General features: G+C 44.1%; 20 protein-coding genes and 1 pseudogene. 5 read left to right on the forward strand and 16 right to left on the reverse strand.

Translation table 11 applies throughout. From position 1 onward, the window contains the following. Nucleotides 1–135: 135 nt before the first annotated feature. The 7 genes and pseudogenes from ACOCD9_RS05140 to ACOCD9_RS05170 all read right to left on the reverse strand — a co-directional run. Nucleotides 136–477 (reverse strand): annotated as a pseudogene (locus ACOCD9_RS05140) (Rpn family recombination-promoting nuclease/putative transposase); the annotation flags it as partial. Nucleotides 478–628: 151 nt separating this feature from the next. Next, nucleotides 629–1,459, reverse strand: coding sequence for a 4-hydroxy-tetrahydrodipicolinate reductase (gene dapB / locus ACOCD9_RS05145; RefSeq protein WP_046661423.1), 831 nt, complete (start codon nt 1,457–1,459; stop codon nt 629–631). A gap of 145 nt (nt 1,460–1,604) precedes the next feature. Beyond that, nucleotides 1,605–2,558 carry an asparaginase gene (locus ACOCD9_RS05150; RefSeq protein ID WP_287700215.1) on the reverse strand — a complete coding sequence of 318 codons (954 nt, stop codon included), beginning with the start codon at nt 2,556–2,558 and terminating at the stop codon, nt 1,605–1,607. Nucleotides 2,559–2,580: 22 nt separating this feature from the next. Further along, a complete protein-coding gene (locus ACOCD9_RS05155) occupies nt 2,581–3,084 on the reverse strand; it encodes a CGLD27 family protein (protein WP_002752122.1) in 504 nt (167 codons plus the stop codon). A gap of 5 nt (nt 3,085–3,089) precedes the next feature. Beyond that, entirely contained in the window at nt 3,090–3,494 is a 405-nt protein-coding gene (rsfS, locus tag ACOCD9_RS05160) for a ribosome silencing factor (RefSeq protein ID WP_002739249.1), read from the reverse strand. 55 nt (nt 3,495–3,549) lie between these two features. Next, on the reverse strand, nt 3,550–4,146 hold the full coding sequence (gene yqeK / locus ACOCD9_RS05165; protein WP_419546626.1) for a bis(5'-nucleosyl)-tetraphosphatase (symmetrical) YqeK: 597 nt from the start codon (nt 4,144–4,146) through the stop codon (nt 3,550–3,552). Nucleotides 4,147–4,226: 80 nt separating this feature from the next. Then, nucleotides 4,227–5,795 (reverse strand): YcjF family protein, encoded by a 1,569-nt coding sequence (locus ACOCD9_RS05170; RefSeq protein WP_419546628.1) that lies wholly within the window; start codon nt 5,793–5,795, stop codon nt 4,227–4,229. Nucleotides 5,796–6,283: 488 nt separating this feature from the next. Here ACOCD9_RS05170 and ACOCD9_RS05175 point away from each other — a divergent pair, with 488 nt between their 5' ends. The 3 genes from ACOCD9_RS05175 (at nt 6,284) to secF (ending at nt 9,761) form a co-directional block, all read left to right on the forward strand. Continuing rightward, nucleotides 6,284–7,267 (forward strand): alpha-ketoacid dehydrogenase subunit beta, encoded by a 984-nt coding sequence (locus tag ACOCD9_RS05175; RefSeq protein WP_002742584.1) that lies wholly within the window; start codon nt 6,284–6,286, stop codon nt 7,265–7,267. Nucleotides 7,268–7,293: 26 nt separating this feature from the next. Next, on the forward strand, nt 7,294–8,700 hold the full coding sequence (gene secD / locus ACOCD9_RS05180) for a protein translocase subunit SecD (protein ID WP_419546630.1): 1,407 nt from the start codon (nt 7,294–7,296) through the stop codon (nt 8,698–8,700). 128 nt (nt 8,701–8,828) lie between these two features. Next, nucleotides 8,829–9,761 (forward strand): protein translocase subunit SecF, encoded by a 933-nt coding sequence (gene secF, locus ACOCD9_RS05185; protein ID WP_419546632.1) that lies wholly within the window; start codon nt 8,829–8,831, stop codon nt 9,759–9,761. Nucleotides 9,762–9,792: 31 nt separating this feature from the next. Here the strand turns inward: secF and ACOCD9_RS05190 are convergent, their stop codons facing one another. The 4 genes from ACOCD9_RS05190 to ACOCD9_RS05205 form a co-directional block, all read right to left on the reverse strand. Then, nucleotides 9,793–10,278, reverse strand: coding sequence for a crossover junction endodeoxyribonuclease RuvC (locus ACOCD9_RS05190; RefSeq protein WP_150977987.1), 486 nt, complete (start codon nt 10,276–10,278; stop codon nt 9,793–9,795). Between the two features lie 3 nt (nt 10,279–10,281). Further along, entirely contained in the window at nt 10,282–11,385 is a 1,104-nt protein-coding gene (wecB, locus tag ACOCD9_RS05195; protein WP_287700219.1) for a non-hydrolyzing UDP-N-acetylglucosamine 2-epimerase, read from the reverse strand. A 100-nt stretch (nt 11,386–11,485) separates the two neighbouring features. Next, nucleotides 11,486–12,817: an MlaD family protein gene (locus tag ACOCD9_RS05200; protein ID WP_287700220.1), complete on the reverse strand. Its 1,332-nt coding sequence runs from the start codon at nt 12,815–12,817 to the stop codon at nt 11,486–11,488. Between the two features lie 46 nt (nt 12,818–12,863). Then, entirely contained in the window at nt 12,864–13,646 is a 783-nt protein-coding gene (locus ACOCD9_RS05205; RefSeq protein ID WP_002752097.1) for an ABC transporter ATP-binding protein, read from the reverse strand. A gap of 191 nt (nt 13,647–13,837) precedes the next feature. Between ACOCD9_RS05205 and ACOCD9_RS05210 the strand changes: the two genes are divergently transcribed. Beyond that, nucleotides 13,838–16,408 carry a TIGR03960 family B12-binding radical SAM protein gene (locus ACOCD9_RS05210; RefSeq protein WP_419546634.1) on the forward strand — a complete coding sequence of 857 codons (2,571 nt, stop codon included), beginning with the start codon at nt 13,838–13,840 and terminating at the stop codon, nt 16,406–16,408. Nucleotides 16,409–16,628: 220 nt separating this feature from the next. Here ACOCD9_RS05210 and ACOCD9_RS05215 read toward each other — a convergent pair whose 3' ends face one another. The 3 genes from ACOCD9_RS05215 to ACOCD9_RS05225 form a co-directional block, all read right to left on the reverse strand. Beyond that, nucleotides 16,629–17,843, reverse strand: coding sequence for a type II secretion system F family protein (locus ACOCD9_RS05215; RefSeq protein WP_419546636.1), 1,215 nt, complete (start codon nt 17,841–17,843; stop codon nt 16,629–16,631). Nucleotides 17,844–18,011: 168 nt separating this feature from the next. Then, entirely contained in the window at nt 18,012–19,118 is a 1,107-nt protein-coding gene (locus tag ACOCD9_RS05220) for a type IV pilus twitching motility protein PilT (RefSeq protein ID WP_419546638.1), read from the reverse strand. 211 nt (nt 19,119–19,329) lie between these two features. After that, on the reverse strand, nt 19,330–21,342 hold the full coding sequence (locus tag ACOCD9_RS05225; protein ID WP_419546640.1) for a GspE/PulE family protein: 2,013 nt from the start codon (nt 21,340–21,342) through the stop codon (nt 19,330–19,332). A gap of 240 nt (nt 21,343–21,582) precedes the next feature. Between ACOCD9_RS05225 and grpE the strand changes: the two genes are divergently transcribed. Beyond that, nucleotides 21,583–22,305 carry a nucleotide exchange factor GrpE gene (gene grpE, locus ACOCD9_RS05230; protein ID WP_287700225.1) on the forward strand — a complete coding sequence of 241 codons (723 nt, stop codon included), beginning with the start codon at nt 21,583–21,585 and terminating at the stop codon, nt 22,303–22,305. Nucleotides 22,306–22,432: 127 nt separating this feature from the next. Here grpE and ACOCD9_RS05235 read toward each other — a convergent pair whose 3' ends face one another. Together ACOCD9_RS05235 and ACOCD9_RS05240 are read right to left on the reverse strand one after the other, a co-directional pair. After that, complete coding sequence (locus ACOCD9_RS05235; RefSeq protein WP_287700226.1) at nt 22,433–23,092, reverse strand: HAD-IA family hydrolase; 660 nt, start codon at nt 23,090–23,092, stop codon at nt 22,433–22,435. A 90-nt stretch (nt 23,093–23,182) separates the two neighbouring features. Continuing rightward, nucleotides 23,183–25,147 carry an amylo-alpha-1,6-glucosidase gene (locus ACOCD9_RS05240; RefSeq protein WP_419546642.1) on the reverse strand — a complete coding sequence of 655 codons (1,965 nt, stop codon included), beginning with the start codon at nt 25,145–25,147 and terminating at the stop codon, nt 23,183–23,185. Between the last annotated feature and the right edge of the window lie 34 nt (nt 25,148–25,181).

The raw sequence follows: 25,181 nt of genomic DNA on the forward strand, positions 1-25,181 counted from the left end.
CTCCAGCTACATCAAATGTTCCAAAAAAATATAGAAGAGCTAATGCAAATTAGCCGCTATCGGTTGAAGGATTACATCAAAGGACAAAGAGCAATATCGCTTGCCCTATCTACCTTCTAGCTCGCTTGTCCCCCTCTCAGGATAACGAGATTTGGGACTATTTTCAATTTCCCGATGGGGATAAATGATCACCCCTTGCCAATTGTTATTACTTTCACTCTGATGAAAATAGAGAAATATTTCACTAAAAAAGCGGGAGTAAAACCGTTCATCTTTTTGAAATTGTACCTCAACAAAGTAAATCGGGTCATTGAGGTTATCGGGAAGAAAGACCCCATCTAAACGAAAAGCGAGTTGTTTAACTTCTAGGGAGGAAAATTGATAATGATTGACGGTTTCCGGGGGAAGATTGAGCAAATCAAAGAAACTTTCAGGAAAAGTCTCAAAGAGACGATAGAAAATACTGTCCGTTTTCACTCAATTTTGTCCCTCAATGACTTGTGGTACTTGTTCAATCTCTAAGTCTAAAGCTTGGGGATAGGAAAGCCAGCAGATAGCATTTTTAGGGCAATTTGTCGAGATTTCTCTTCTTTGCCCTTTTCCTCTCCTTCCTCTAAAATATCTCGATTTAGAGGATTTTTTCTAAACCGTAAACGAGGGATTGCAGCTGAGTAACTTTGCGGATAGAAAGGAGAACCCCCGGCATATAACAGGAGCGATCGCTGGTATCATGACGAAGGGTATAGATTTCCCCGGGGGAACCGAAAATGACTTCCTGATGGGCAATTAAACCGGGTAAACGCACGCTATGAATACGGATGTTCTCGGCAGTTAAACCACCTCTAGCGCCGGGGATGGTTTCTTTTTCGGAAACTTGAGCAGGATTAAAGGTTTTACCTAATTCTGCCAGTAATTCGGCGGTTTTAATCGCTGTGCCACTGGGTGCGTCTGCTTTTTGATTGTGATGCAGTTCGATAATTTCTACATGATCAAAGTAGCGGGATGCTTGCACGGCAGCCTGTTGTAGTAAAACCATGCCAATGGAAAAATTGGGGATAACTAAACAGCCAGTGCTGGCTTTTTCGGCAAATTCGGCTAAATCTTGCAGTTGTGCCGCCGATAATCCCGTAGTTCCCACCACCGGACGCACTCCATAGGCGATCGCACTGCGGGTATTGTCATAAACACCGTCGGGATGGGTAAAATCCACCATCACCCCCTGCACTTTTTCCTGAGTTGCCAGGACTAAAACACTCTGTAAATCGTCGAGAATCGGCACTTCTAGGGGTTCACAACCGGCCACTTCTCCCACATCCTGACCTCGAAAAGCTGGATTTCGATCCACTGCACCCACTAAGATCATATCGTCGGCACGAGCAACGGCTTTAATGACTTCCCGTCCCATTTTGCCGGCTGCACCGTTGACAACTACGGGAATCGGGCCTCTATTTTCGGTCATAGTTAATTATTCTCCTTAATATATGGCGATTATAGATTGTAAATGGGTAATCCCTTGTTTTTAGGGAAAAAAATCAAGATTCAAATACTGCCCTAACACACCAAAAAAAAGTTTTTGATGTGTTACGCTTTTGTCAACCCACTATTTATAACAAAGCCATTTCTCCCACCACTTCCAAGCGGGTATAACTGCCGATTGTCAGGAATTTTTCCGAGAGAGATTCGGCCACATTGGGAGTAATCCAGCCTAACTGTTTGAGAATTTGCAAAGCGGCGGCATATTTAGCCCGTTTGGAACCATCTAAAGCTTTTATTGCTAATCCTAAACCTTCACCGACGCGCCCAATACATTGAATCCCTTCGGCCCCGGCTTTACTGACGATTTCCCCTTGGCTAACCCGCATTAATTCCGTATCAAAAGCCCCTTCTCCTGCTACCATGCGGGGATGATAGGTCATCGCCCGGACGATTCTTTCTAAGTCTAAACGGTTGCCAGAGGCTAACTGGGCGTAGAGATGGGCCATTTGCCCCAACTGCATTGAATAGGTGGGCGCGCCGCAGTCATCGTGGGCGCTGATTAATTCATCCCCCGGCATCCCCAATAATTCGGCAATTTTGCTTAAAATTAGCTTTTGTATCTGACTAGAACGCCGCAGATAGGTATTTAACGGCCAGCCACGCTGTTGACACACTGCTAACATCCCAGCGTGTTTACCAGAACAATTGTACTGTAAGCGACTGGGTTTACCTTCCGGGAGAGGACATTGCAGGGCATTAGGATCGATATCGGCACGCCAGAGAATATTAAAGACTTGACGGGCGTGTTCCACCGTGCCTTGGTGAGAACTACAGATAATGGCTAGATCCTTATCGTTGAGATCGTAGCGTTCGAGGGTGCCGGTACTGATGACAGCCAGTGCTTGAAAAGGTTTCAGGGCCGAACGAATAAAGGCGCTAGTTTCGGCGCTGCCGGCGGTGGATAATACCCGGCCGCGGTCATCGCAAATAGCGGCCTCGACATGATGAACCGATTCAATAATGCCTTCCCGGAGGAGATGAATTTCTAAGCGGTGGGTTGGTGAACGTTTTACCCTATTCATTCAGATTGGTGATTGGTTGCGGTTAGTGAGTGAAAAATAGCCAGAAAAGACCACTGATAGCGACAATTGCCCCTAAAATCAGGGCGGTTTTTTGTAAACGGCGGAGAATGGGCTGGATTTGATAGGAGACGATTAAACGATCACGGGTTAAAATGGCGGCGGTTTTTGTCCAGATTTGGCCATCGTACCAACCCGACTCTTCATAAAATACTTTCTCCGATTGCAAGCGATCATAGACGTAGATCCAGCCCAGATACAAGCGCAATAACACCAATCCTACCAAAATTGTCGAGCCAAAAATCCCCGCGCAGAAGAAGAGAAAAGGGGCTTTTTTAAGGGGAAAACTAGCGGCGGCAATCGGTCCGACAATTAACCATGTCCACAACCATAACCAGACAATTTTTTTTGTATAAGAGGCTACATCTAGCGTTGCCCAACGGAAAAACCAAGATTCTTTTAATTGTTCGTACTCGTTAACCGGTTGCTGTTCTTCCGGGACGGGACAGAAATCAAGGGAGGATTTCATGGATTCTACTCCTCTAAATGGTCGCTAGGTAGAGGAATACGTTGGGCATGACCCCAAAATGCTTCTAAATTATAAAATTCTCGCTCTTTTGGTAAAAAGATATGGACAATGATATCACCATAATCCATCAGGATCCAGCTACCTTCGCTTTTTCCTTCCACTTGTCGGGGGGATTGTTGCCATTCTAGTTCCATAGCGGCTTCGATCGCATCCTCGATCGCTCGCACTTGGGTGGTAGAATAGCCGGTAATAATCAGAAAATAATCGGTTAAATAACAGATATCGGCGACTTTCAGGATGGCGATGTCCCCTGCTTTCTTGTCCTCGGCAGCGGTAACAATTGTCTCTAGAAAATTTTCGGTCTTGAGATTTTCGGCGACAGGGGTAATAATTCCAGTGGGATTGGTCATTCAGGTTGTAGTTATCCTTTGGCTGAGGTGGTTTTAAGCGAGTCTTGAGATTATGTTAATCAATGGTTTTAGTTTCTGTTGGTTGTTCTTTAACAATTTGTAACGCCCAGTTGCGTGTTAGCACGGTGCGGGGATGAATGGGACAATGGCTACTTAAAAGATATTTTAGGGAATAATCGCAGGTTTGTTGAACGCTTTTATGGAGATTTTGATAGCTGAGTTGTCGTAGGGCGTTTAATTCGGGTGTATCGCCGCGATTGGGTTCTAAGGCATCGGCAATAAAGACTATACAGCTAAGATCGCTCATATTGGGTTTACCGAGGGTATGATTGCGAATCGCTTCGAGAATTTCCTCATCGGTAACGTTAAATTCTTTTTGGGCGACAACTGCACTGACATCGGCGTGGAGTAAGTGGGGATGGGATGCACAGATATTATCCACGTCTATTCCCGCCGATTCCGCCATTTTTAGCAGTTTTTTGGGCTTGAAAAATTTAGCCAGATCGTGTAGTAATCCCGCTTGCCCTGCTTGGACGGGATCGAGATCGTGATGACGAGCTAAATCAATACACATGGTCTCCACACCAAGAATATGGCGCAGACGGTGTTCGTTGACGTTTTCTTTTAACCAGTCGATAACTTGCTGTCGCATCTTTTTTTTGCCCTTGCTGAACCCCAAAACGATTGTAACAATTACTATACAATTTTGCCTATCGCTCCCGGGTTCGATCTTTACCAATCATCCTCGCGACTAGCTTCTAAAACTTCTTCTTGCTGCCAATCATCCTGAAAAGGTTGTACCACTTTACCGATCGCATCGGCCACAAAAGACTTAATAAATTCTTCCTTGCGACTGAGTTGAAATTGTCTTTGTACCACTTCCGTCATACCACCATCACCCCAGTCTTGATCCTGACGGAAATATTCAATAAAACTTTTGCCAGCAATGCGGGTTAAATAGGCGGCACTGACCCCTTGAATTGCCTTACCGACTATATAGGTAGTAAAATTTAATTGTAGGATTCTGGCTAATAATTCTACCGCTCCTTTCACTACTCCCAAACTAACTAGAGTTTTGCCCAAAGATAGAGCCAATTCCTTGCCTCGATCGCTGTTAATTTCACAGCCATAAACTTGACCAATTTCCCTGACCATTTGAGCATTAACCGCCGCCGTTGCTAACAGATCGAACACTGGCAAGGGAGTCACTGCAATCACTCCCGCACCGATCCACTGATAGCGATCGATAATTTTATCAGCTTGGCGACGACGTTGGCGATCGATAATTTTCCTAGCTTCTTCCCCCAATCTTTGGGATTGTAAGAGTATATTATCCGCCACTAAATCCTCCCCTTCGGCCCGTAAAACTGAAGCTAAACGTTTAATTAAAGCTAAAATATCCGGTTCTGGTGTGATCATTTGTCCCCCGGTTAACTGTAGGGGTTGGGGATTAGCGGCGACGGCAATAATATCGGCTGAAAGAACCACTCCTTTAAGACGTTCTCGTAATTGTTTTAAAATAATGTCTCGATCTTCGTCGCTATAGAGATCGATTTTATTAAAGACTAAGAGAGAACGTTTACCAATATCAATTAAACGCAATAAAGGGCCGTATTCCGATTGTCGAATATCGTTATCAATGACAAATAAAAGTAAATCTGCTTCCGTGGCTAATTGTCGCGCTAACTGTTCCCTTTGACCTCCGGCCGCACCAATTTCGAGAATGCCGGGGGTATCGGTAATTTGAATTTCCCGATTCACACCTTTCATTTTTAAACTATAGGTTTCCCCTTTTTCCGTGGTTCCCATGGTTGCCTCCACATTGCCCACCATTTGACCGATGAGGGCGTTAATTAGGGAGGTTTTTCCCGCCGATCCTGTGCCGAAAACAATGATTTTAACTTCTTTTCTGACTAAACTTCGCTCAATTTCTTGGGAACGATTAATAAAAACCTGTTGAGTTACTTTATCTTGAATTTGCTCCACTTGTTGCCGGATAGCTTTTAAGGTTTCCCCGGCGGCCTCGGTTTTTTCTACTGGTAATTTTAGGGGTGGACGGGAGGAAGAACGCAATCCGCGGCGACTTTTTTGCTGCTGGGGCAGCAGATAAAAGTAGTACAAAAGAACGTATATTAGCAAACCCAGCAGTCCGATAATCAGCAAAAGCAGAATATTAGCTAAGATAGGAGCGGTAAAGGCGATCTGGATGTAAAGACGATAGATAGAGTTGACTAACCACAACATTAATCCGAAAATAAAGCTCAGACCAATGATTAAAGTGGCAAGACGGGGTAATTTCATCAGCTTTAACGGTAGGGGGTTCCTTAATCTTGATCTTAGTTCTTTGCTGGCCGATTGTCGGGAACTAGAATAGACTATTATCTATAGTCATAATTGTTTTTATTCATCAGCCAATTTCTGTAAATCTACTAAGTTGGGATTTTTAAAGGGAAACTCTCTGCTCAAATTGGGCGTTACTTGCGATTTTATCGCTCAATCCCAGCTTTTGGGGGGTTCTACCCCCCAAACAACCCCCCGCGCATTAGTTTTTCGGTGGGATGCTTACAGGCAGCTGCTGATACATTTGTCGTCATCTAAGAGTCACTGACAATTGCTGATTGTCGGTATTCCTGCAAATGTGAGATGCAGCCGTATTCAGGGGTCAGGGGATAGCTTTTTATTTATTCTCCCTTCTCCCCACTTCCCCACTTCCTATTCCCTCGGGCCAGAAAAGGGGTAAGATAATAAGTTTAGTGATAAGATGACCGAATTGTAAGCGGGGACTTGATATGGCAGAAACCCTATTATTTAATGCTTTGCGACAGGCGATCGATGAGGAAATGGGCCGCGACCAGACAGTATTTGTTTTGGGTGAAGATGTGGGTCATTACGGTGGTTCCTACAAAGTTACCAAAGATCTCTACAAAAAATATGGCGATTTAAGGGTTTTAGATACTCCCATCGCTGAAAATAGTTTTACGGGCATGGCAGTGGGGGCAGCCATGACGGGATTGCGTCCGATTATTGAAGGCATGAATATGGGTTTTCTTCTGCTTGCCTTTAACCAAATTGCCAACAATGCTGGGATGTTACGTTATACCTCCGGCGGTAATTTTAAAATCCCCATGGTTATCCGTGGTCCGGGGGGTGTGGGGAGACAATTAGGGGCGGAACATTCCCAACGTTTAGAGGCCTATTTTCACGCAGTACCTGGCCTAAAAATTGTCGCTTGTTCCACTCCCTACAATGCCAAAGGTTTATTAAAATCGGCGATTAGAGATAATAACCCCGTGCTTTTCTTTGAACACGTTCTTCTCTATAATCTCAAGGAAAATTTACCTGATAGCGAGTATCTTTTACCCCTCGATAAAGCGGAAATCGTTCGCAAGGGAGAAGATATAACTATTCTCACCTATTCGCGGATGCGTCATCACTGTTTACAGGCATTAAAACAGTTAGAAAAAGATGGCTATGATCCAGAAATTATCGATTTAATTTCCCTGAAACCCTTTGATATGGAGACGATCGCCGCTTCGATTCGCAAGACTCACAGGGTGATTATCGTGGAAGAATGTATGAAAACTGCGGGAATTGCTTCTGAGTTAATTGCTTTAATTAATGAGCAGTTATTCGATGAATTGGATGCCCCCGTGTTAAGATTATCTTCCCAAGATATCCCCACACCTTATAACGGTAATCTAGAAAGATTGACGATTATTCAACCTAATCAAATTGTCGAAGCTGTCCAAAAAATGGTCGGTGATCGCATTTAAAAAATTCTCCTTTTGATACTGAAGTTATGCAGAGACAAAATTGGTTATTGTTACTGATCATCGGCCTGGTTGTTGCCTCGATCATCACCCTGATTAAGTTACCCCTACAATTAGGTTTGGACTTGCGCGGTGGTAGTCAATTAACCATTCAGGTTAAACCCACGGAAACCGTCAAAACCATTCAACCTAATGATTTAAAAGCCGTACAAAATGTGATTGAAAATCGCGTTAATGCCCTCGGTGTTTCTGAATCATTAGTGCAGACTGTGGACAGTAAAAATCAGGTAATCGTGCAACTGCCCGGGGTTACAAATCCCAAAGAAGCTGAGAGAAACCTAAATGTTCAGGCCCAATTAGAATTTCGTCAGCAAAAACAAGGTACAGAAGGAGAATTTCGGGCTGAATACTCGATTTTTCAACAAAAAAAAGCGGAATTAGCCGCCCTCAAAACTGAGAATAAACCCGAAAATGCCGCTAAAATTGCCGAACTAGAACAATCTCTGCAAAAATCTCAAGAGGCAATTTTAAATTTATTTGAATCGGTGGACTTAACCGGAAAAAATCTGCAAAATGCCACTATTAGTTCCACCCAAGGCACTAACTGGGAAGTGGCCATTACTTTCGATTCGGAAGGGGGCAATAAATTTGCCGAACTGACTAAAGCGATCGCGGGTACTGGTCGCAGTATTGGGATTTTCCTCGATAATGAATTAATTAGCGCCCCTGTGGTTGATGTGCAGTTTGCCCAAACGGGAATTACAGGAGGCCGGGCCGTGATTACTGGTAATTTTACCGCCGAAACTGCCAACGATCTAGCGATTCAATTGCGCGGTGGTTCTCTACCTTTCCCCGTTAAAGTGGAAGAAATTCGCACCGTCGGGGCAACTTTAGGCCAGGATAGTATCCGTCGCAGTATCTACGCCGGTTTAGTGGGTTTACTGTTAGTTTTAATCTTCATGGCGGTTTATTACCGTTTACCCGGTATTATTGCCGATATTTCCCTGATTATCTATACTATTCTCTCTCTGGGGGCTTTTGCCTTAGTGGGAGTCACCATGACGTTACCCGGTATTGCCGGATTTATCCTCAGTATCGGCATGGCAGTTGATGCAAATGTACTGATTTTTGAGCGTACCCGGGAAGAATTAAGGGCCGGAAAATCCCTATTTCGGGCGGTGGAGTCGGGATTTTACCGGGCTTTTTCCAGTATTCTCGATAGTAATGTCACTACTTTAATCGCCTGTGCTGCCCTATTTTGGTTGGGTTCAGGATTAGTCAAGGGTTTTGCTTTAACTTTAGCCATTGGGGTAGCTGTGAGTATGTTTACCGCTTTAACCTGTAGTCGTACTCTCCTGTTAATCACCGTGTTAAACGTCCCCAGCGTCCGTCAAAAACCCGAACTTTTCTGCCCCAATTTACCGGTAAATCAGTAGGGTGGGTTAGGCGACGACAAGTTATGCTGTTAACCAATAATTTCATATTCGCCGTAACCCACCGATTGCCACTCCCTACTCCCCAAATTCCTTTTTCCTTTTTACTTTTTACTTTTTACTTAATCAATATGGCATTTAACGTTACAAAACAGCGTAATTTTTGGTGGACAGTCTCGGCCTTGCTGACGATTGGCAGTATTTTGGCCATGGTAATTTCTTGGTTCACTATTCAAGCACCTTTACGACCGAGTTTAGATTTTGTTGGTGGGACGAGAATTCAGATAGAATTAGCCTGTGCTAAAAAGAATACCTGTGAGAAACCTTTAACTACTGCCGAAGTGCAAGCAATTTTAGAAGAGGAAGGATTGGGTAACAGTAGTGTGCAGGTGTTGGATAAATATACTTTATCGGTGCGGACGAAAACCCTCGCAGAAGAACAGAGAACGAAATTACTCGACACCTTAAATCAGAAAATTGGCGCCTTTGACCCCGAAACCAGTCAAATCGATACCGTCGGACCGACCATCGGTCAAGAATTATTTAGGTCGGGATTTTTAGCTTTATTAGTGTCATTTTTTGGCATTGCTGTCTATCTAAGCTTCCGTTTTCAACGGGATTACGCTTTTTTTGCCATTGTCGCCCTGCTGCACGACGTTTTGATCACTTTAGGGGTCTTTGCGGTTTTAGGCTTAATTGCGGGGGTAGAAGTGGATAGTTTATTTTTGGTTTCCCTCTTGACAATTGTGGGCTTTTCTGTTAATGACACAGTGGTAATTTATGATCGCGTGCGGGAAAATTTTGCTAATACCCCCGAATTATCCGTGGATGAAATTGTCGATAACGCGGTGAGTCAAACCCTAACTCGTTCGATTAATACCACCCTGACTACTTTATTGCCTCTGGTGGCGATTTTTCTCTTTGGTGGCAGCACCTTAAAATATTTTGCCCTAGCTTTAATTATTGGCTTCGTAGCCGGGGCCTATTCGAGTATTTTTATCGCTAGTACCCTACTAGCTTGGTGGCGCGGTCGTTCCCATCGAACTAAGATAGTACAAGCTTAAAAATAGCTTTTAGTTGTCACGTCAAATTACTTCAAGAGATTTGATTACGAACGCCACTAAAAGCGGCGTAGGCGATCGCTATAGCATCTACGGCATCATTAATAGGCATTTTTGTCAATCCGAATAAATACTTAATTTGTTCGGACACCTCAGCTTTAGTAGCCCTACCATGGCCCAGATGACATTTCCAACTAGCTTGATGGAGGAAAATCGGTTCAATTCCCCCATCGCGACAACTAACTAGATTGATAATTCCCAATGCTTGCAGGACTCCACCAGCTGCCTTGATTTGCCGGTTAAAAAAGGGCATTTCCACGGCAATTTCCCCCGGTTTATATTCTGCGATTAACTCCTTTAAATCCCGTTCAATTTCGATCAAACGCTGGGCAGTAGAAAGATTTTTAGAAGTTTCGATCGTGCCATAATCGACTAAAATCGGCATTAACTCACTATTATCCCGGAGAATAGCCCAACCGACAATCGCTAATCCGGGGTCGATACCCAACCAAGTAGTCATAAATTAAGCCAAAAAATCTTGGACGATTTGGAGGATTCTTTGGGATGCTTGTCCATCTCCAAAAGGATTAATGGCATTAGCCATACGATCATAGGCGATTTTATCCCCTAATAATTCTCCCGCTGCGGCTAAAATTTGCTCGGGATTAGTCCCAATTAATTTCGCTGTTCCCGCTTGTACTGCTTCCGGTCTTTCCGTGGTTTCTCTCAATACTAAAACCGGTTTTCCTAAACTCGGTGCTTCTTCTTGAATGCCTCCAGAATCAGTTAATAATAAATAACAGCGTTGAATCGCGCCCACTAACTCGGCATAATCGAGAGGTTCAGTTAAAAATACCCTGGGATGATTGCCCAAAGCGGACTGAATTGGTTCTCGGACGGTGGGATTGCGATGGAGGGGTAGTAATAGGGCTATATCGGCATATTTTTCTAACAACAAAGTGAATCCTTTGATAATATCCTGTAAGGGTTCGCCCCAATTTTCCCGGCGGTGAACCGTGGCTAATAAAACCCGATAATCTGACCAATTTAAGCCCGCAATTTGACATTCTGGCGCGGTTTTGGCTACGGTTAATAAAGCATCAATAACCGTATTGCCGGTGTGGTGAATATTTCCTGTCACCCCAGATTTTTGTAAATTTTCCACGGCTAAAGTAGTGGGAGCAAAATGTAGGGTAGTCAGTTGAGAAATTAGGCGACGATTAGCTTCTTCGGGATAGGGATTATAGATATCATTAGTTCTTAATCCTGCCTCTACATGGGCGATAGGAATTTGTTGATAAAAAGCCGCTAAAGCAGCAGCAAAAGCGGTAGTAGTATCACCTTGCACAATAATTAAATCTGGTTTTATGCGCTCAAAAACTGTTTCTAAACCGCGTAAACTGCGGCAAGTAATATCAGTTAAGGTTTGACGGGTTTGCATAATATCGAGATTTTCATCTGCTTTTAAAGCAAATAATTCCATCACCTGCGCTACCATTTCTTTATGCTGTCCCGTCAGAACTACATGGGTTTGAAACTGTTCCGATTCTTGAAAAGCACGAATAACGGGAGCTAATTTAATCGCTTCGGGACGAGTTCCAAGAGTAATACAAATTGATTTCAACATATTATTATCAGTTATCAGTTATCAGTTATCAGTTATCAGATGTGAGTTTTCAGTTCACTGATTACTGTTCACTGAAAATCGCTTGAATTGTGCTGTTTTGTCATTTTTCACTCGTGGGTGGTTGTTGAACGATAAATTGGGGATAGAGTTGCATTTGCTTAGGATTTAAAGGTCGAGAGATGGTCAAAACTTTTTGTTTAGCTAACTCTTGAGTCATGGTATCTAAAGTTTGAGCGATACGCAAATTATATTCTAATTGTTCCCCGGAAGAAAGCAGATTACTTAAGCCATCGATTAAACGTCTTAAATTCTCGCGAAATTGGGGATCACCGATTAACTCATCGATATCGGAGGTGATTTTTTGAGTATTTTCAAAAGTCACCCTAGCGGATTCGAGAGTTTTTTGCAGCACGACAATTGTAGCAGGATCGTTAATAGTTTTAGTAATTTCTCGTAAATTATTCGATGTTTCCACCGCATTATTCAAAATAGTCTCGATATTTTGCATGACTTGTTTAGTATCAATTTCATCTAAACCTGCATTCAACCTCATGGCGGTATTATTGAGATTATTAGCGAGACTACCAATACCTAAACTAGCTTGATTAATATTATCGAGAGTATTAACAATTTGTCCCCGATTTTCGCTGAGAACAGCATTGAGATTAGCGACTAATTGGGAAGATTGTTGAAAAGTTCTGCTGATTTGACTGCGATTTTCCTGAACGGTATTATCTAAAGTATTGACAAAACGGGAGGCATTATTAGCCGTATTAGTGACCGAGCGACTGGTGGTAGCTAATTCCAAAGATAGACGAGAGATTTCTCTTTGGGCATTACGGATAGTCTGGGAGGTATCATCGGATAAACGGGCGATTTTTTGAGCTGCTATGGCGGTATTTTTGGTGACATCATTGAGATTACCCACAAATTCAGGACTGGTAAAAGTATCAACTAAACGACCAACACTAGACATTAATTGTGTTCCTGTTGTCCCCTGTAAACGAGTATTATTACAGAGAATTAACTGTTGATCACAGTCGGGACCCAGAGGGTCGAGATTTTTGGCCTCAGCACTTAAAGAAACTAAGGGAGTGATATCGATGGCTGCCTCCCCAATTAATCCGGAAAGATTGGTAGTAACAGTTACCTTCCTAGGCATAACTAAAGTAGCAGAAGCGATCTCGGCAATAACTTCCACTTGATTACTTCCCGGGATAAAACTCGTAATTCTTCCCACTCTCACCCCGCGAAAACGCACCGGCGCCCCGACTTGTAACCCTTCCACGTCGGCAAACTCGAAGATTAATTGATAGGTTCTTTGACCAAATCCCCCCCCGCGAACCCAGATAGCGAGCGCCCCAAAGACCAATAATCCGCCTAGGGCAAACAAACCCAGTCTTCCTTCCCGTAAAGCTCGCGAACTCTGCATGATTTTTCTCTCATTCTCGATAGTTCTTAATTTAGCTTAATCTAGCTTAAACGATTGTCCTAATCGGGCCTTCAATGCTGGCGCTAAAAAATTGCCGGATCATGGGATGATCGGTACGATCGATATCTGCCACTACTCCCTGCCATTGCACTTTTCCCTGATAGAGAAATACTACTCGATCGGCGGTGCGTCGGATGGTACTTTGTTGGTGAGAAACCATTACATAAGTGTTCGCAGACCCCGATTTTTCATGGAGAGTCCGCACTAGATCCTCGATAATTGTGGAAGCTATCGGGTCTAATCCGGCGGTAGGTTCATCATACAGCAGTAATTCAGGATTATCAGCCGGATTATCGGGATTAGTGATAATAGCGCGTGCAAAAGCCACCCGTTTACGCATTCCCCCCGATAGTTCCGAAGGATAAAGGTCACTAATTCCCTGTAAACCGACCATTTCCAGACTTTTTTCCACTAATTCCCTAATTCTGGCTTTTTTTAAATTAGTTTGTTCATAAAGATAAAAACCGACATTTTCCCCGACGGTGAGAGAATCAAACAGGGCCGTTTGTTGAAAAACTAAGGAAGTTCGCATCGCTTCTCGACCATCTTCTAGCAATCCCTGACGCAATTGACCTTTAATACGAATTTCTCCAGCATTTATCCCCGTTAATCCCGCAATTAACCGTAAAACCGTTGATTTTCCCGTTCCCGACGGCCCGATAATTACCAGGGCCTCCCCTCGATAAATGGTTAAATCTAATCCGTCGAGAATAACATTATCCCCGAATCTTTTCGATACTCCTCTCAATTCAATTAACGGTTCTTTCATCGTCGCTTAATTATCTTATAACCTCTGGAATTTTAGGGAGATGGGGAAGTGGGAAGTATTTTCAGTGAACAGTAAACAGTAATCAGTGAACTGAACTCTGATAAGTGATAACTGATAACTGATAACTGACTCGATTCTGGCTGCTATAGTAGAAAAGCACCCATTGCTGACGATATCTGAGGTAGATTGCCGTGACTATTGCTTTAGACCAACTGCTTACCCCCGACATTTTTCGACCAGCGCGTTATTTGGGCAACGAGTTAGGCGCTAAACATAAAGAATGGGCAAGTGCTGTGGTTCGTTGGGTGTTAACCTATCCGGAAGTGTACGAAGTGGGGGCATCTAACCTCGGCCATATTATCCTCTACAATATCCTCAATGCTCAACCCCGCCAACTCTGCGATCGCACTTATTTACCCGCACCGGATTTAGCCCAAAAACTCAAACAGACAAAAACCCCCTTATTTGCCCTAGAATCCCGTCGTTGCCTCACAGATTTTGATATTCTGGGTTTTAGTCTCAGTTATGAGCTAGGAGCCACCAATATTTTAGAAATGCTCGACCTAGCGGCAATTCCCTTGACTTGGAGAGCAAGAGATGCGGGTAACTATCCGCTAATTTTTGCCGGGGGACAAACTGCCACCTCTAACCCCGAACCCTACGCCGACTTTTTTGATTTTATCGCCCTCGGTGATGGCGAAGAATTATTGCCAGAAATCGGTTTAATTTTAGAAGAAGGTAAACTAGCTAATCTAAGCAAAGAAGAACTATTACTAGATTTAGCCCAAATTCCGGGGGTATATGTCCCGCGTTTCTACGATGTCACCCCAATCGGTGCAGTTATCCCCAATCGTGACGATGTACCGAAAAGAATTTTACGCCGGGTAGCCACTCCTATCCCAGCCTATTCTATCGGTTTAGTTCCCTTCGTGGAAACAGTCCATGATCGCCTAGTGGTGGAAATTCGTCGCGGTTGCACTAGGGGATGTCGTTTTTGTCAACCGGGGATGTTAACCCGTCCTGCGCGGGATGTGCAACCGGAAGCAGTAATCGAATCGATTGAAAAAGGAATGCGAGCGACAGGATATAACGAATTTTCCTTATTATCTCTCAGTTGCTCCGATTATCTAGCTCTACCTGCCGTGGGTATGGAGATTAAAAACCGTCTCCAGAATGAGAATATATCTCTATCCTTACCCAGTCAAAGAGTCGATCGCTTTGACGAAAATATTGCTAACATAATTGGGGGCAATCGTCAATCGGGTTTAACCTTTGCACCGGAAGCGGGAACCCAACGAATGCGCGATGTGATTAACAAAGGGTTAACCAACGAAGAATTACTCAGAGGGATAAAAACCGCCGTCGAACAGGGTTGGGATAAGGTTAAACTCTATTTTATGATCGGTTTGCCGGGGGAAACCGATGTGGATGTGATTGGTATCGCGGAAACGGTGCGCTGGCTGCGTCGGGAATGTCGTTTACCAAAGCGGAAACCCCTCGATTTTACCCTAACTATCTCGAATTTTACCCCTAAACCCCATACCCCCTTCCAGTGGCATTCCGTCTCCACGGCCGAATTTATCCGCAAACAGGAGTTATTAAGACAGGAATTCCAAGGCATGAGAGGGGTAAAAGTCAATTATACCGATGTCCGCATCTCGGCCATGGAAGATTTTATCGGTCGCGGTGACAGAAGTTTAGGGAAAGTGGTGCTGCGCGCTTGGCAATTGGGAGCCGGGATGGATGCTTGGTGGGATAATACGGAAAAAGCCTATCAAGCATGGTCACAGGCGATCAAAGAATCCGGTTTAACTTGGAAATATCGTCAGGTAGAACAGGGAGAATGGAATATTTTTGCCGATACAGACAAAGATATTTTAGAGCGTCCTTTGCCCTGGGATCATCTCGATACTGGTATCGATAAAAAATGGCTAGAGGAGGACTTAAAACGCGCTCTAGACGCGGCAACGGTTCCCGATTGTTCTTTTGAGGGTTGTTCCCATTGTGGCGTTTGTAGCGTCGATTTTGGTCATAATATCGTCATTGAAGCGCCTCCGATTCCCGCTTTTGCCGGACATTTTCAACCTAATCAAGAACGCACCCAAAGAATTCGGGTTTGGTTTGGCAAAATTGGCGAAATATCCCTAGTTAGCCACTTAGATCTCGTGCGTTTATTTGATCGCGTCGTCCGTCGGGCTGCTATTCCCATTTCCTTTACCGGTGGATTTCACCCCGGTCCGCGCATTTCGATCGCAAATGCCTTATCCTTGGGAGCAACCAGTAGCGGTGAGATTGTCGATTTTGAATTGACAAAAGTGATGGATTTAGAGACTTTTAAACAGCAGTTAAGCGCGCAATTACCCGCAGATTTGCCAGTTTATCGGGTGGAAGAAATTCCCTTAAATGCCCCTGCTGCCACCCGTTTGTTAGAAAAAGCTGAGTATTTGCTCACTTTTAATAGCGAGGGAATTGACTGTCAACAGTGGCAAAATTGGATCGAGGCAATTAAGCAAGCAACGGTGATGGAACGGGAAAAAACCACCAAATCCGGCAAAAAAGTCACGATTAATCTGCGAGAACAATTATATGAATTAGAGTTAAAAACTGTTGACAAACAAGCCGTTTTGTGCTATGTGGGCAGTTGTCGCAATGATGGCACTTTACTGCAGCCCGATCATATCGTCGAGATGTTAGAAAGGGTTTCTGGCCAAGAGATTTCGCTGCTTAATTTTCATCGTCAGCGTTTGATTTTAGGAGCTTAACCATCGTAAATTGTTCCCTTTATGCTCTAACCCCAGAGAGTCAGCTAATCTTGATCGACTAATTCCAAGGAATCATCAACCAAAGCTGGCCGGTAATTTTGAACAACCAAAAGTTTCCTAAGACACAGATTCACCTAATCAAATAAAAGGAGATGAAAATTAAAATCTGGCTGATTTCAAGCTACCAGCAATAGTCACTGATAACTGATCACTGATAAACTTATCCCAAGGCATCGAAGATTTTAAACATAGGCAGGTACATAGACAGAAGAATAATTCCCACCATCCCGGCAATACCGACCATCATCAAGGGTTCAATGATACTGGTTAAAGCTTTAACGGCCTGTTCCACCTCATCTTCGTAGAAATCCGCTACTTTCATCATCATGGCATCTAATTCTCCCGTTTCCTCACCAATACTAATCATTTGAATGGCCAAAGCTGGGAAAACATTGGCTTTTTGTAGGGCCAAACTCATCATTCCCCCCTGCTGAATTTCCGTCTTGGCACCAGCGATCGTATTAGCAATTACCTGATTACCCACCGTATTACAAACTATATCAAGGGAACTCAAAATCGGGACACCAGAACGCATCAGAGTCCCAAAAACCCGGCAAAATCTAGCCACAGCCGATTTTTCATTCAAATCACCAAAAAGGGGCATTTTAAGGAAAAACCAGTCAATTTGCAGACGACCTATCGGGGTTTTGTAATAGCGACGCAGTAAAAAAACCGTGGCAGCAATGGTGACAATCGGAATTAAAATTAACCAACTACGCATCACACCACTTAAAAAGAGCATAAATTGCGTTAAAGCTGGTAGTGGCACCTTCAAATCGGTGAAAATTTTCGCAAACACGGGAATTAAAAAGATTGTCATCCCGAAAAACACAATTACCGCTAAAATTGCCACTGCTACCGGATAGGTCATCGCTGATTTAATCTGGTTTTTCAAGCGGGCCATATCTTCCAAAAGTTTCGAGAGACGGAGCAGCACTTCATCGAGTACCCCCCCCGTCTCTCCAGCTTCGATCATACTGACATAAAGTTCATCAAAACATTCGGTATGTTTGGCCATGGCTTGCGATAACTGACTCCCTTGCTGTACGTCGGCACTAATCGCCTGTAGTGCTTTTCTCATCTTGGGATTACTGGATTGATCCCCCAAAACTCCCAAACATCTCACAATCGGCACACCAGCATTAATCATTACAGAAAATTGACGGGAAAAAACCGCTTTATCCTTGATGGAAATCTTGGCAAATATCAACTCTAAACTAGAAAGATCGATCTCTCCTCCCGCTTTTTTGACTTTACCGACGGCAGCATATTTCGCCTTCAGCATCATTCGGGCATGATCGGGAGACATAGCTTCAACTTTCTCTCGGAAAACTTTTCCAGAGCTGCTTTTAACTTGTGCGACAAAAGTAGGCATAGGACAAATCAGTTATCAGTTATCAGTTATCAGTTATCAGTTATCAGTTATCAGTTATCAGTTATCAGTTATCAGTTATCAGTTATCAGTTATCAGTTATCAGTTCACTGTTTACTGAAAAAACTTCCCACTTCCCAATCTCCTATGCTTTTTAAACAGTATTTATCATTAGAAACGGGCTTTAGTTTTGGCGTTAGCACTGGCCCCGGCGACAAGACGTTGTAATTCATCGGGTTTACTACTTTTAGAAATTGCCTCTTCAAAGGATATAACACCGCTAACAACTAAATTAGCTAATCCCTGTTCCATAGTTTGCATTCCTAGCTTCATTCCCGTTTGAATTGCTGAGTAAACTTGGGGGGCTTTTCCTTCGCGAATTAGGTTAGCGATCGCTGGAGTTACCACCATGATTTCCTGTACCATTGCCCGGCCAAATTCCCCCGGTTTAGGATTTTTTTTCTTGACTAGGTTTTGACTAAAAACTGCTAGTAAAGAATTGGATAACATGGCGCGAATTTGTGACTGTTGGTTAGAGGGGAAAACGTCAATGATCCGATCCACTGTTCCCGCTGCCGAGCTAGTGTGTAGGGTTCCGAAGACTAAGTGACCGGTTTCCGCCGCCGTAATTGCCAAACTAATTGTTTCTAAATCCCGCATTTCTCCCACAAGGATAATATCAGGATCTTCTCGTAAAGCTGATCTTAATGCGTTAGCAAAACTCTTGGTATCTTCTCCTTTTTGTCGTTGGTGAAACAGGCTTTTGATATTAGGAAAAACGTATTCGATTGGGTCTTCTACAGTCAAAATGTGTTCAGACCTAGTCCGATTAATTAAGTCTAAAATTGATGCCAAAGTGGTAGTTTTACCTGAGCCTGTTTGTCCAGTTACGAGAATTAATCCCCTCGGTCTTTCCGATAATTCTCGGATCACTTCTGGTAAATTTAATTGTTCAAAGTTAGGAATTTTGGAGGACAAAGCGCGTAAACAAGCTGCATAGGCTCCCCTTTCTTTATAAACATTGATCCTAAATCTTGCTAATCCTTTCACCCCGTAGGAACAGTCTAATTCCCAATTCTGCTCTAACTCTTTTATTTGAGTATTATTGAGCATACTAAAAATCAATTTCTGACAATCTTGCGGGGTTAAAGATTCTTCATTAATCGGGGTGAGTTTGCCACTAATGCGAAAATAGACCGGCGCACGGGACTGAATGTGCATATCGGAACCGCCCATCTCCACCAATTGTTCCATTAAATCTTCGATCATTAAGTCCATAAGTTAAACTCCATCTATCGTATAAAGTAAAAACTGAAAAGGAGATAGGAGCCAGTCCCGATGAAAAAATTTTCACCCCCACAGATGAAAGAGGTTTCTTTCCCTACACCCCACACCCCACACCCTACACCCTCTTTTCCGTCAGGAGACAAATTCATAACACTTTTGCCTGTTCCGGACTTCCCCGATCACCGATCACTGAAAAACTGTCTTAATAACTAAATCGCGGTCTCATACAATAGGGACAATCGAGCCATTCTGGTTGTAGTTCGGCGCGACAACCACTACAGATTAAACCGCTTTTCCGTTTAGCTTTTAATTCCGCTTCCAGACCAGAATCGCTAAATGTCACCCGTTCCACTTCTTCGAGGGTGGTGTAACCCTCGCGCACCAAATTTAAACTGTAGGCTAGGAGTGTCATCATACCCTCATCGACGGCCGCCTCCTTAATGCGATCGGTGGTTGCCCCTTGGTTAATTAATTGCTGTAGTCGTTCACTATTCTGCATCACCTCATAAACACCGATGCGACCTTTATAACCGCTGCCGTTACACTTGACGCAGAGATTACCCTGTCTTCGCGCCTGTTGAATTTCCGCTATGGTCAGGGTATTAGCCTTATAAAAGGTCACTTCCTGTTCATTGGCAGCGGAAAGACCAAAACGAGCCAATTCCTCTTGGGTGGGGTGATAGGCGACTCGACACTCGGTACAGACGCGCCGCACCAGACGCTGGGCCAAAATTCCCAACAGAGAACCAGAAATCATAAACGTTTCAACCCCCATCTCATCGAGACAAGCGATCGCACCTGCGGCATCGTTGGTGTGTAGGGTAGTTAAGACCAAGTGACCGGTTAAGGCGGCCTCGATCGCTGTTTTAGCTGTTTCCTTGTCCCTAGTTTCCCCCACCAGAATTATATCTGGATCTTGTCGCATGAAGGCCCGCAGAATCGAGGCGAAATCCATGCCTTTTTCGCGAATTACCTGCACCTGGGTGATGCCCGGTAGAGAATATTCGATCGGATCTTCGGCGGTACTGATATTGACCCCAGGGTGATTTCTTTCGGCTAACACCGAGTATAAAGTGGTGGATTTACCCGAACCGGTGGGGCCTGTCACCAACAACAGACCAAAAGGATGACTGGCCAAGTCTCGGACGATTTGCAGGGTCTTTTGATCGGTGATTAGTTTATCTAAACCCAACTGGGTAGAGGAGTTATCGAGAATCCGTAAACAGACTTTTTCCCCGTAGCGACTGGGCAGGGTATTAACCCGAAAATCCACTTTCCGCCCTTGATACATCCGCCGAATTTTACCATCTTGGGGAAGACGACGTTCGGCGATATCGAGATCGGCCATGATTTTAAAACGGGCAGTGACCGCCGGGGTAATTCTTTTCGGCAGTGGATCAAAAGCTTGATGAAGAACTCCATCTTTGCGAAAGCGAATTTTCAGGAATTCGTCTTGGGGTTCGATGTGAATATCGGAACTCCCTTCCTGTAGGGCTTTAGCTAGAATTTTATTGACCAGGTTGATGACGGGGGCTTGATTAGCGTCTCCTTCTCCGAGATCATCGGCCACTTCATCGTTAGCACCAGAGACCACCTCAATACTGGCGACAATATCGGTGAGATCCGAGAGTTTTTCCAGTTCTTTTTCTTTTTCGAGTCTGGCTTTTTCCCTTTCTAGTTCCGGTTGGGCCCAGTGGAATTTTTCCAGTAATCTTTCATAATCTTCGCTGGTAATCACTAAACGCTGTAAACCTAACTCCCTGGGGCGAAGGATACGATTAATATCGTCCGTAGCCTCTAGGTTGTCGGGATCGACCATGGCTATCAAAATTGAAGCTGGCTCTCCTTCGATTCGACGCAGGGGGATGAGACGATAGCGACGACAAAGATCGATCGGAATCAAAGAATCGATTAGCCTGGCTATTTCCAGTCCATCCACATCGCTCAATTCGGGATCGAGCGATTCGACTCCGTAGAGAATTTTTAGTTCAAATAACTGGTTTTTCTTATACTGTCGCCGTAAATCCGGGGGCAAAGGTCGCCCGGTTAGTTTTTGTAATATTTCTACTAACGATCGTCCCGATTTCCGTGTTTCCACCAGGGCCTGTTGCATTTGCTCGGCACCGATATAGCCCGACTGCACCAACTTGTTACCAAAGGGGGAAAAGTAATTGCGTAGGGCAACAGCACGGGTTTTCTTGGAAGAAAATGTCATAGACGATTCCTAACCTCTCCACTACCCTTTAATTTCTCCAATTCTACCGAGAAAATTGCATTCTAGCAAAAATTTTTCCAGATCACTGATTATTTATCGGGGCTGCCTATATCTAGTTACGGATATTGTCCACAAAATGTTACATTAAGGGTTAAACCTTGATTATTAGCTGGTACTTAAAGACCAAAATCAGCATTAAACGGTCATATATTGCCAAATTCCCCACTAAAATCCTATACCATGAGTGCAGAACCAAATACCTCAGCAATTTTCGACGAAAACCAGGAATCCTTTTCTAATTCCCCTGAATCTCTTGCAAACCAATCGGAAGCTACTGTCACTGATCAAGCCAAAACGGTGAAAGACCAGGCCGCCTCTAGCGAGGGAAAATCCCTTCTGGAGGGAATGACTATCGATTTTCTACAAGAGGAAATCGACACTCTCAAACAGCAGTTAGAGGAACAAACCCAACAGGTTGATGCCTACAAGAAACGCTATATCACTCTAGCAGCCGAGTTCGACAATTTTCGCAAACGCACAGCCAAGGAAAAAGAGGAACTGGAAACAAAAATCAAGGGCAAAACCCTGATGGAAATTCTTGGTGTGGTGGATAATTTTGAGCGCGCCCGTACTCAAATTAAACCAGCTAATGATGGCGAGATGGGTATTCACAAGAGTTACCAAGGGGTCTATAAAACCTTAGTGGACAGTCTCAAGCGTTTAGGCGTTTCCCCCATGCGTCCAGAAGGTCAACCCTTTGATCCCACCTACCACGAAGCGATGATGCGGGAGTACACCGATGAACATCCCGAAGGCACGGTGGTGGAGCAGTTAGTGCGAGGATACACTCTCGGAGAACAGGTTCTGCGTCATGCTTTGGTAAAAGTGGCTGCCCCCAAAGAGACAGACCCTAATGCTGATCAGTCAGAATCTACTTCCATTCCATCCCAGGAATCGGTCTAAAATCCCGATGGGGATTAAACTGGTTTGAGGGTTAGGTATTAGCCGGTAGGGTCTGTATTCCCTCCCTATCCCCTATCCCCACTGACTTGAAAGTGGGAAGTGGGAAGTGGGGAGAAGGTTTTTAGATTTATTCAGCAAACCCTCTGGCTCTTTTAATTAAAAATGCTTCTATACCCAAGACTTTTGCCCCTTGGTAGTCCTCTTTTTTACTATCGCCAATATGCCAAGCTTGTGCGGGAGGACAATCATGTTTTTCCAGGGCAATCTGAAAAATTTCAGGAGCGGGTTTAGCTGCTCCTACCTGAGAAGAAATCGTGATCGATCGAAAAAAATATTCTAAGCCTAATTCGGCCAAAACTTGATAGATACGACTATCAAAATTAGAAATAATGCCCAACTCGATCCCCTGAATCTGCCAGAGTCTTAAAGCGGGAATGACATCCTCGTACAGGACCCAAGGCTCGGCCGTGGCAAAATGATGATAAAGTTCGCCAAAAAAAGCCTCAAAATCGGGAAATCGTTCCAGATAACCTAAATCATTAAAAACTGCTCCAGTCAGCGATCGCCACCAGCGATACTCTAACTGAGGAATTTGTGCCAGTTCAACGTTAGGAAAAGCTAGGGGGGGAGAAGTGGGGAAAATAGCGGAGAAAGACTGTTCTAGAGGCTCGGCCGCCACCTCTACCCCAAAATCAGCTGCTATTTGACTATAAATTGCTCCGACACTGCCTTTTACTCCAAAAAGAGTACCCACAGCATCGAGAAAAATAACTTGCGGTTTCTGCATGAGAGTTTTGTCTATAACGGTCGAACTGAGGTTTTTAGGGTCGGACTTTTAGCTGGCCTAACACACCTAACAATCGCTCATTTTAAAGGATTATGGCGAAAATTCTCGGATCACTTGCCAAACCCTTAATACCTCTGCCACCGTCCATGCTTGGGCAAAAGCTCCCCTAGGGGTAAAAGGAGCATTACCATCGAAAATTTCACTTAAATTACCGATACAGCTATCCCGAAGATGGTCAATCATCGGTGTTAAAAAACTCTCGGCTAGGATGGGATCGCGATAGACTTTTAGATGGGCTTCGATAAATGCCCCTAATAACCATCCCCAGACTGTCCCCTGATGGTAGGCACTATCTCTTTTTAAGCGATCGCCACTGTAAACGCCACGGTAATCAGGATGATCCACATCTAGCGATCGCAAACCGCGAGAAGTCAACAATTTTAAAGCACAAATATCGACAATGGCCTTTTTCTGTGGGGAATTTAATAACTCCTCCACCGACAAAGACACGGCAAAAAGTTGATTCGGTCGTAAACTGGCATCATTACCCTTGTCCGTATCTAAAACATCATAACAATACCCCAGAGAATCGTCCCAAAAGCGAGAAAACCCTTGTAAGGTCATTTTTCTCATTTTTTCGTAATCAGTGGCATCCATGCTCAAATACTGGGCAAATTGAACCATAATTTTTAGGGCATTGAACCAAAGGGCATTAATTTCTACGGGTTTGCCGATGCGGGGAGTAATCACCCGATCATCAACTTTGGCATCCATCCAAGTTAACTGTACTCCCGTTTCGCCGGCATAGATCAAACCATCATCATCTAGGTGAATATTGTAGCGAGTACCGCAACGAAACCAAGCGATCACTTCCTTTAAAGCGGGATAAATAGTTCTGAGAAACTCAAAATCTTGGCTTTGGTTAAAATAGGAACGAATGGCTTCAAAATACCAAAGAATAGCATCGACAGCGTTATATTCGGGTATTTCTCCGCCATCGGGTAGCAAATTCGGCAATAAACCCCGGTCTAGATAACGGGAAAAAGTTAGTAAAATCTGACGCGCGATCGCAGGTCTGCCTGTAGTCAAAGTTAATCCTCTTAGGGAGATCATCGTATCGCGACCCCAATCACCAAACCAAGGATAACCCGCGATTATCGTTTTGCCCTCTGGTTCATCGGGGAGAGGACGACTAACGATAAACGGGTCGGCAGCGAGGGTAAGTTGTTGAATCCATGGCGGCTGCTGGGGATTAATCAGACTACTCTCGTAGCGATAGCGAGACTCTAGAGAAGATTGACCGTTTAAATTCGGATCGGGACGGGTACTAGCGGCAATTGTCACCGATTCTCCCACTTTAAGAGTAGCCGAAAAACTAGCCCCATGGAGATGATTTTCCCGATCGATTAAACCACGATAACGTTCCACGGCCAAATCAAAGCGATAATACCAGATATGAGCGGGAAAAACCTCTCCTTGACTGATTAATAGATAAAAAGGTACAGCATGGTCATAGGCAATCACTCTTACTCCTTTTTCCAGAGGAATAATATCCATTTGCCAGTTAAAACCCTGGGTATTGCCGTGAAAATCACGATAATTGACAAAAGCAGTCAGATTGAGAGTTAGGGGAGAATTGCCACGACGGTAGGTATAGTGAGTATAGGTGGTATTTTCTCCCTGTTCCATCCAAATGCGCTTTTCTAGTAAGGCATCCCCACAGGTAAAAGTCCAGACGGGAATTGTGCCTTCCAGATGAAAACTTTCGATATTAATATAGCCTTGCGGTTCGATCGTAGCACCTAACCAGCGATTGCTGGCCAGATGATAAATTTTCTGGTTATATTGTACCGATTCATCGATTTTAGTCACAAGAAGCGTTCTTTTCGTCGGTGGAGCCAAAGCAGCGATCAACAGGCCATGATAACAGCGAGTTAGCAATCCGGCCACAGTTCCCGCAGCAAAACCCCCAATACCATTAGTGACTAACCATTCCCGCTTTTCAGCCACCGGGAGACAATTACATATATCTCGACCAAAACGGAGCTTGACCATGGGCTTCCAAATTCCTAGTAATTTTGTTATAATT

Origin of the sequence: Microcystis sp. (assembly GCF_048564745.1) — a bacterium.
Classification (GTDB): Bacteria; Cyanobacteriota; Cyanobacteriia; order Cyanobacteriales; family Microcystaceae; genus Microcystis; species Microcystis ichthyoblabe_A.

Excerpts from the sequence above, each read along its gene's own strand:
- ACOCD9_RS05155 (WP_002752122.1), bottom strand. The coding sequence starts at position 3,084 with ATGAAATCCTCCCTTGATTTCTGTCCCGTCCCGGAAGAACAGCAACCG.
- ACOCD9_RS05240 (WP_419546642.1), bottom strand. The coding sequence starts at position 25,147 with ATGGTCAAGCTCCGTTTTGGTCGAGATATATGTAATTGTCTCCCGGTG.
- secD (WP_419546630.1), top strand. The coding sequence starts at position 7,294 with ATGCAGAGACAAAATTGGTTATTGTTACTGATCATCGGCCTGGTTGTT.
- ACOCD9_RS05220 (WP_419546638.1), bottom strand. The coding sequence starts at position 19,118 with ATGGACTTAATGATCGAAGATTTAATGGAACAATTGGTGGAGATGGGC.
- yqeK (WP_419546626.1), bottom strand. The coding sequence starts at position 4,146 with ATGCGACAGCAAGTTATCGACTGGTTAAAAGAAAACGTCAACGAACAC.
- ACOCD9_RS05170 (WP_419546628.1), bottom strand. The coding sequence starts at position 5,795 with ATGAAATTACCCCGTCTTGCCACTTTAATCATTGGTCTGAGCTTTATT.
- secF (WP_419546632.1), top strand. The coding sequence starts at position 8,829 with ATGGCATTTAACGTTACAAAACAGCGTAATTTTTGGTGGACAGTCTCG.
- ACOCD9_RS05215 (WP_419546636.1), bottom strand. The coding sequence starts at position 17,843 with ATGCCTACTTTTGTCGCACAAGTTAAAAGCAGCTCTGGAAAAGTTTTC.
- ACOCD9_RS05225 (WP_419546640.1), bottom strand. The coding sequence starts at position 21,342 with ATGACATTTTCTTCCAAGAAAACCCGTGCTGTTGCCCTACGCAATTAC.
- ACOCD9_RS05150 (WP_287700215.1), bottom strand. The coding sequence starts at position 2,558 with ATGAATAGGGTAAAACGTTCACCAACCCACCGCTTAGAAATTCATCTC.
- ACOCD9_RS05205 (WP_002752097.1), bottom strand. The coding sequence starts at position 13,646 with ATGAAAGAACCGTTAATTGAATTGAGAGGAGTATCGAAAAGATTCGGG.
- ACOCD9_RS05175 (WP_002742584.1), top strand. The coding sequence starts at position 6,284 with ATGGCAGAAACCCTATTATTTAATGCTTTGCGACAGGCGATCGATGAG.
- ACOCD9_RS05200 (WP_287700220.1), bottom strand. The coding sequence starts at position 12,817 with ATGCAGAGTTCGCGAGCTTTACGGGAAGGAAGACTGGGTTTGTTTGCC.
- grpE (WP_287700225.1), top strand. The coding sequence starts at position 21,583 with ATGAGTGCAGAACCAAATACCTCAGCAATTTTCGACGAAAACCAGGAA.
- wecB (WP_287700219.1), bottom strand. The coding sequence starts at position 11,385 with ATGTTGAAATCAATTTGTATTACTCTTGGAACTCGTCCCGAAGCGATT.
- ACOCD9_RS05235 (WP_287700226.1), bottom strand. The coding sequence starts at position 23,092 with ATGCAGAAACCGCAAGTTATTTTTCTCGATGCTGTGGGTACTCTTTTT.
- dapB (WP_046661423.1), bottom strand. The coding sequence starts at position 1,459 with ATGACCGAAAATAGAGGCCCGATTCCCGTAGTTGTCAACGGTGCAGCC.
- rsfS (WP_002739249.1), bottom strand. The coding sequence starts at position 3,494 with ATGACCAATCCCACTGGAATTATTACCCCTGTCGCCGAAAATCTCAAG.
- ACOCD9_RS05190 (WP_150977987.1), bottom strand. The coding sequence starts at position 10,278 with ATGACTACTTGGTTGGGTATCGACCCCGGATTAGCGATTGTCGGTTGG.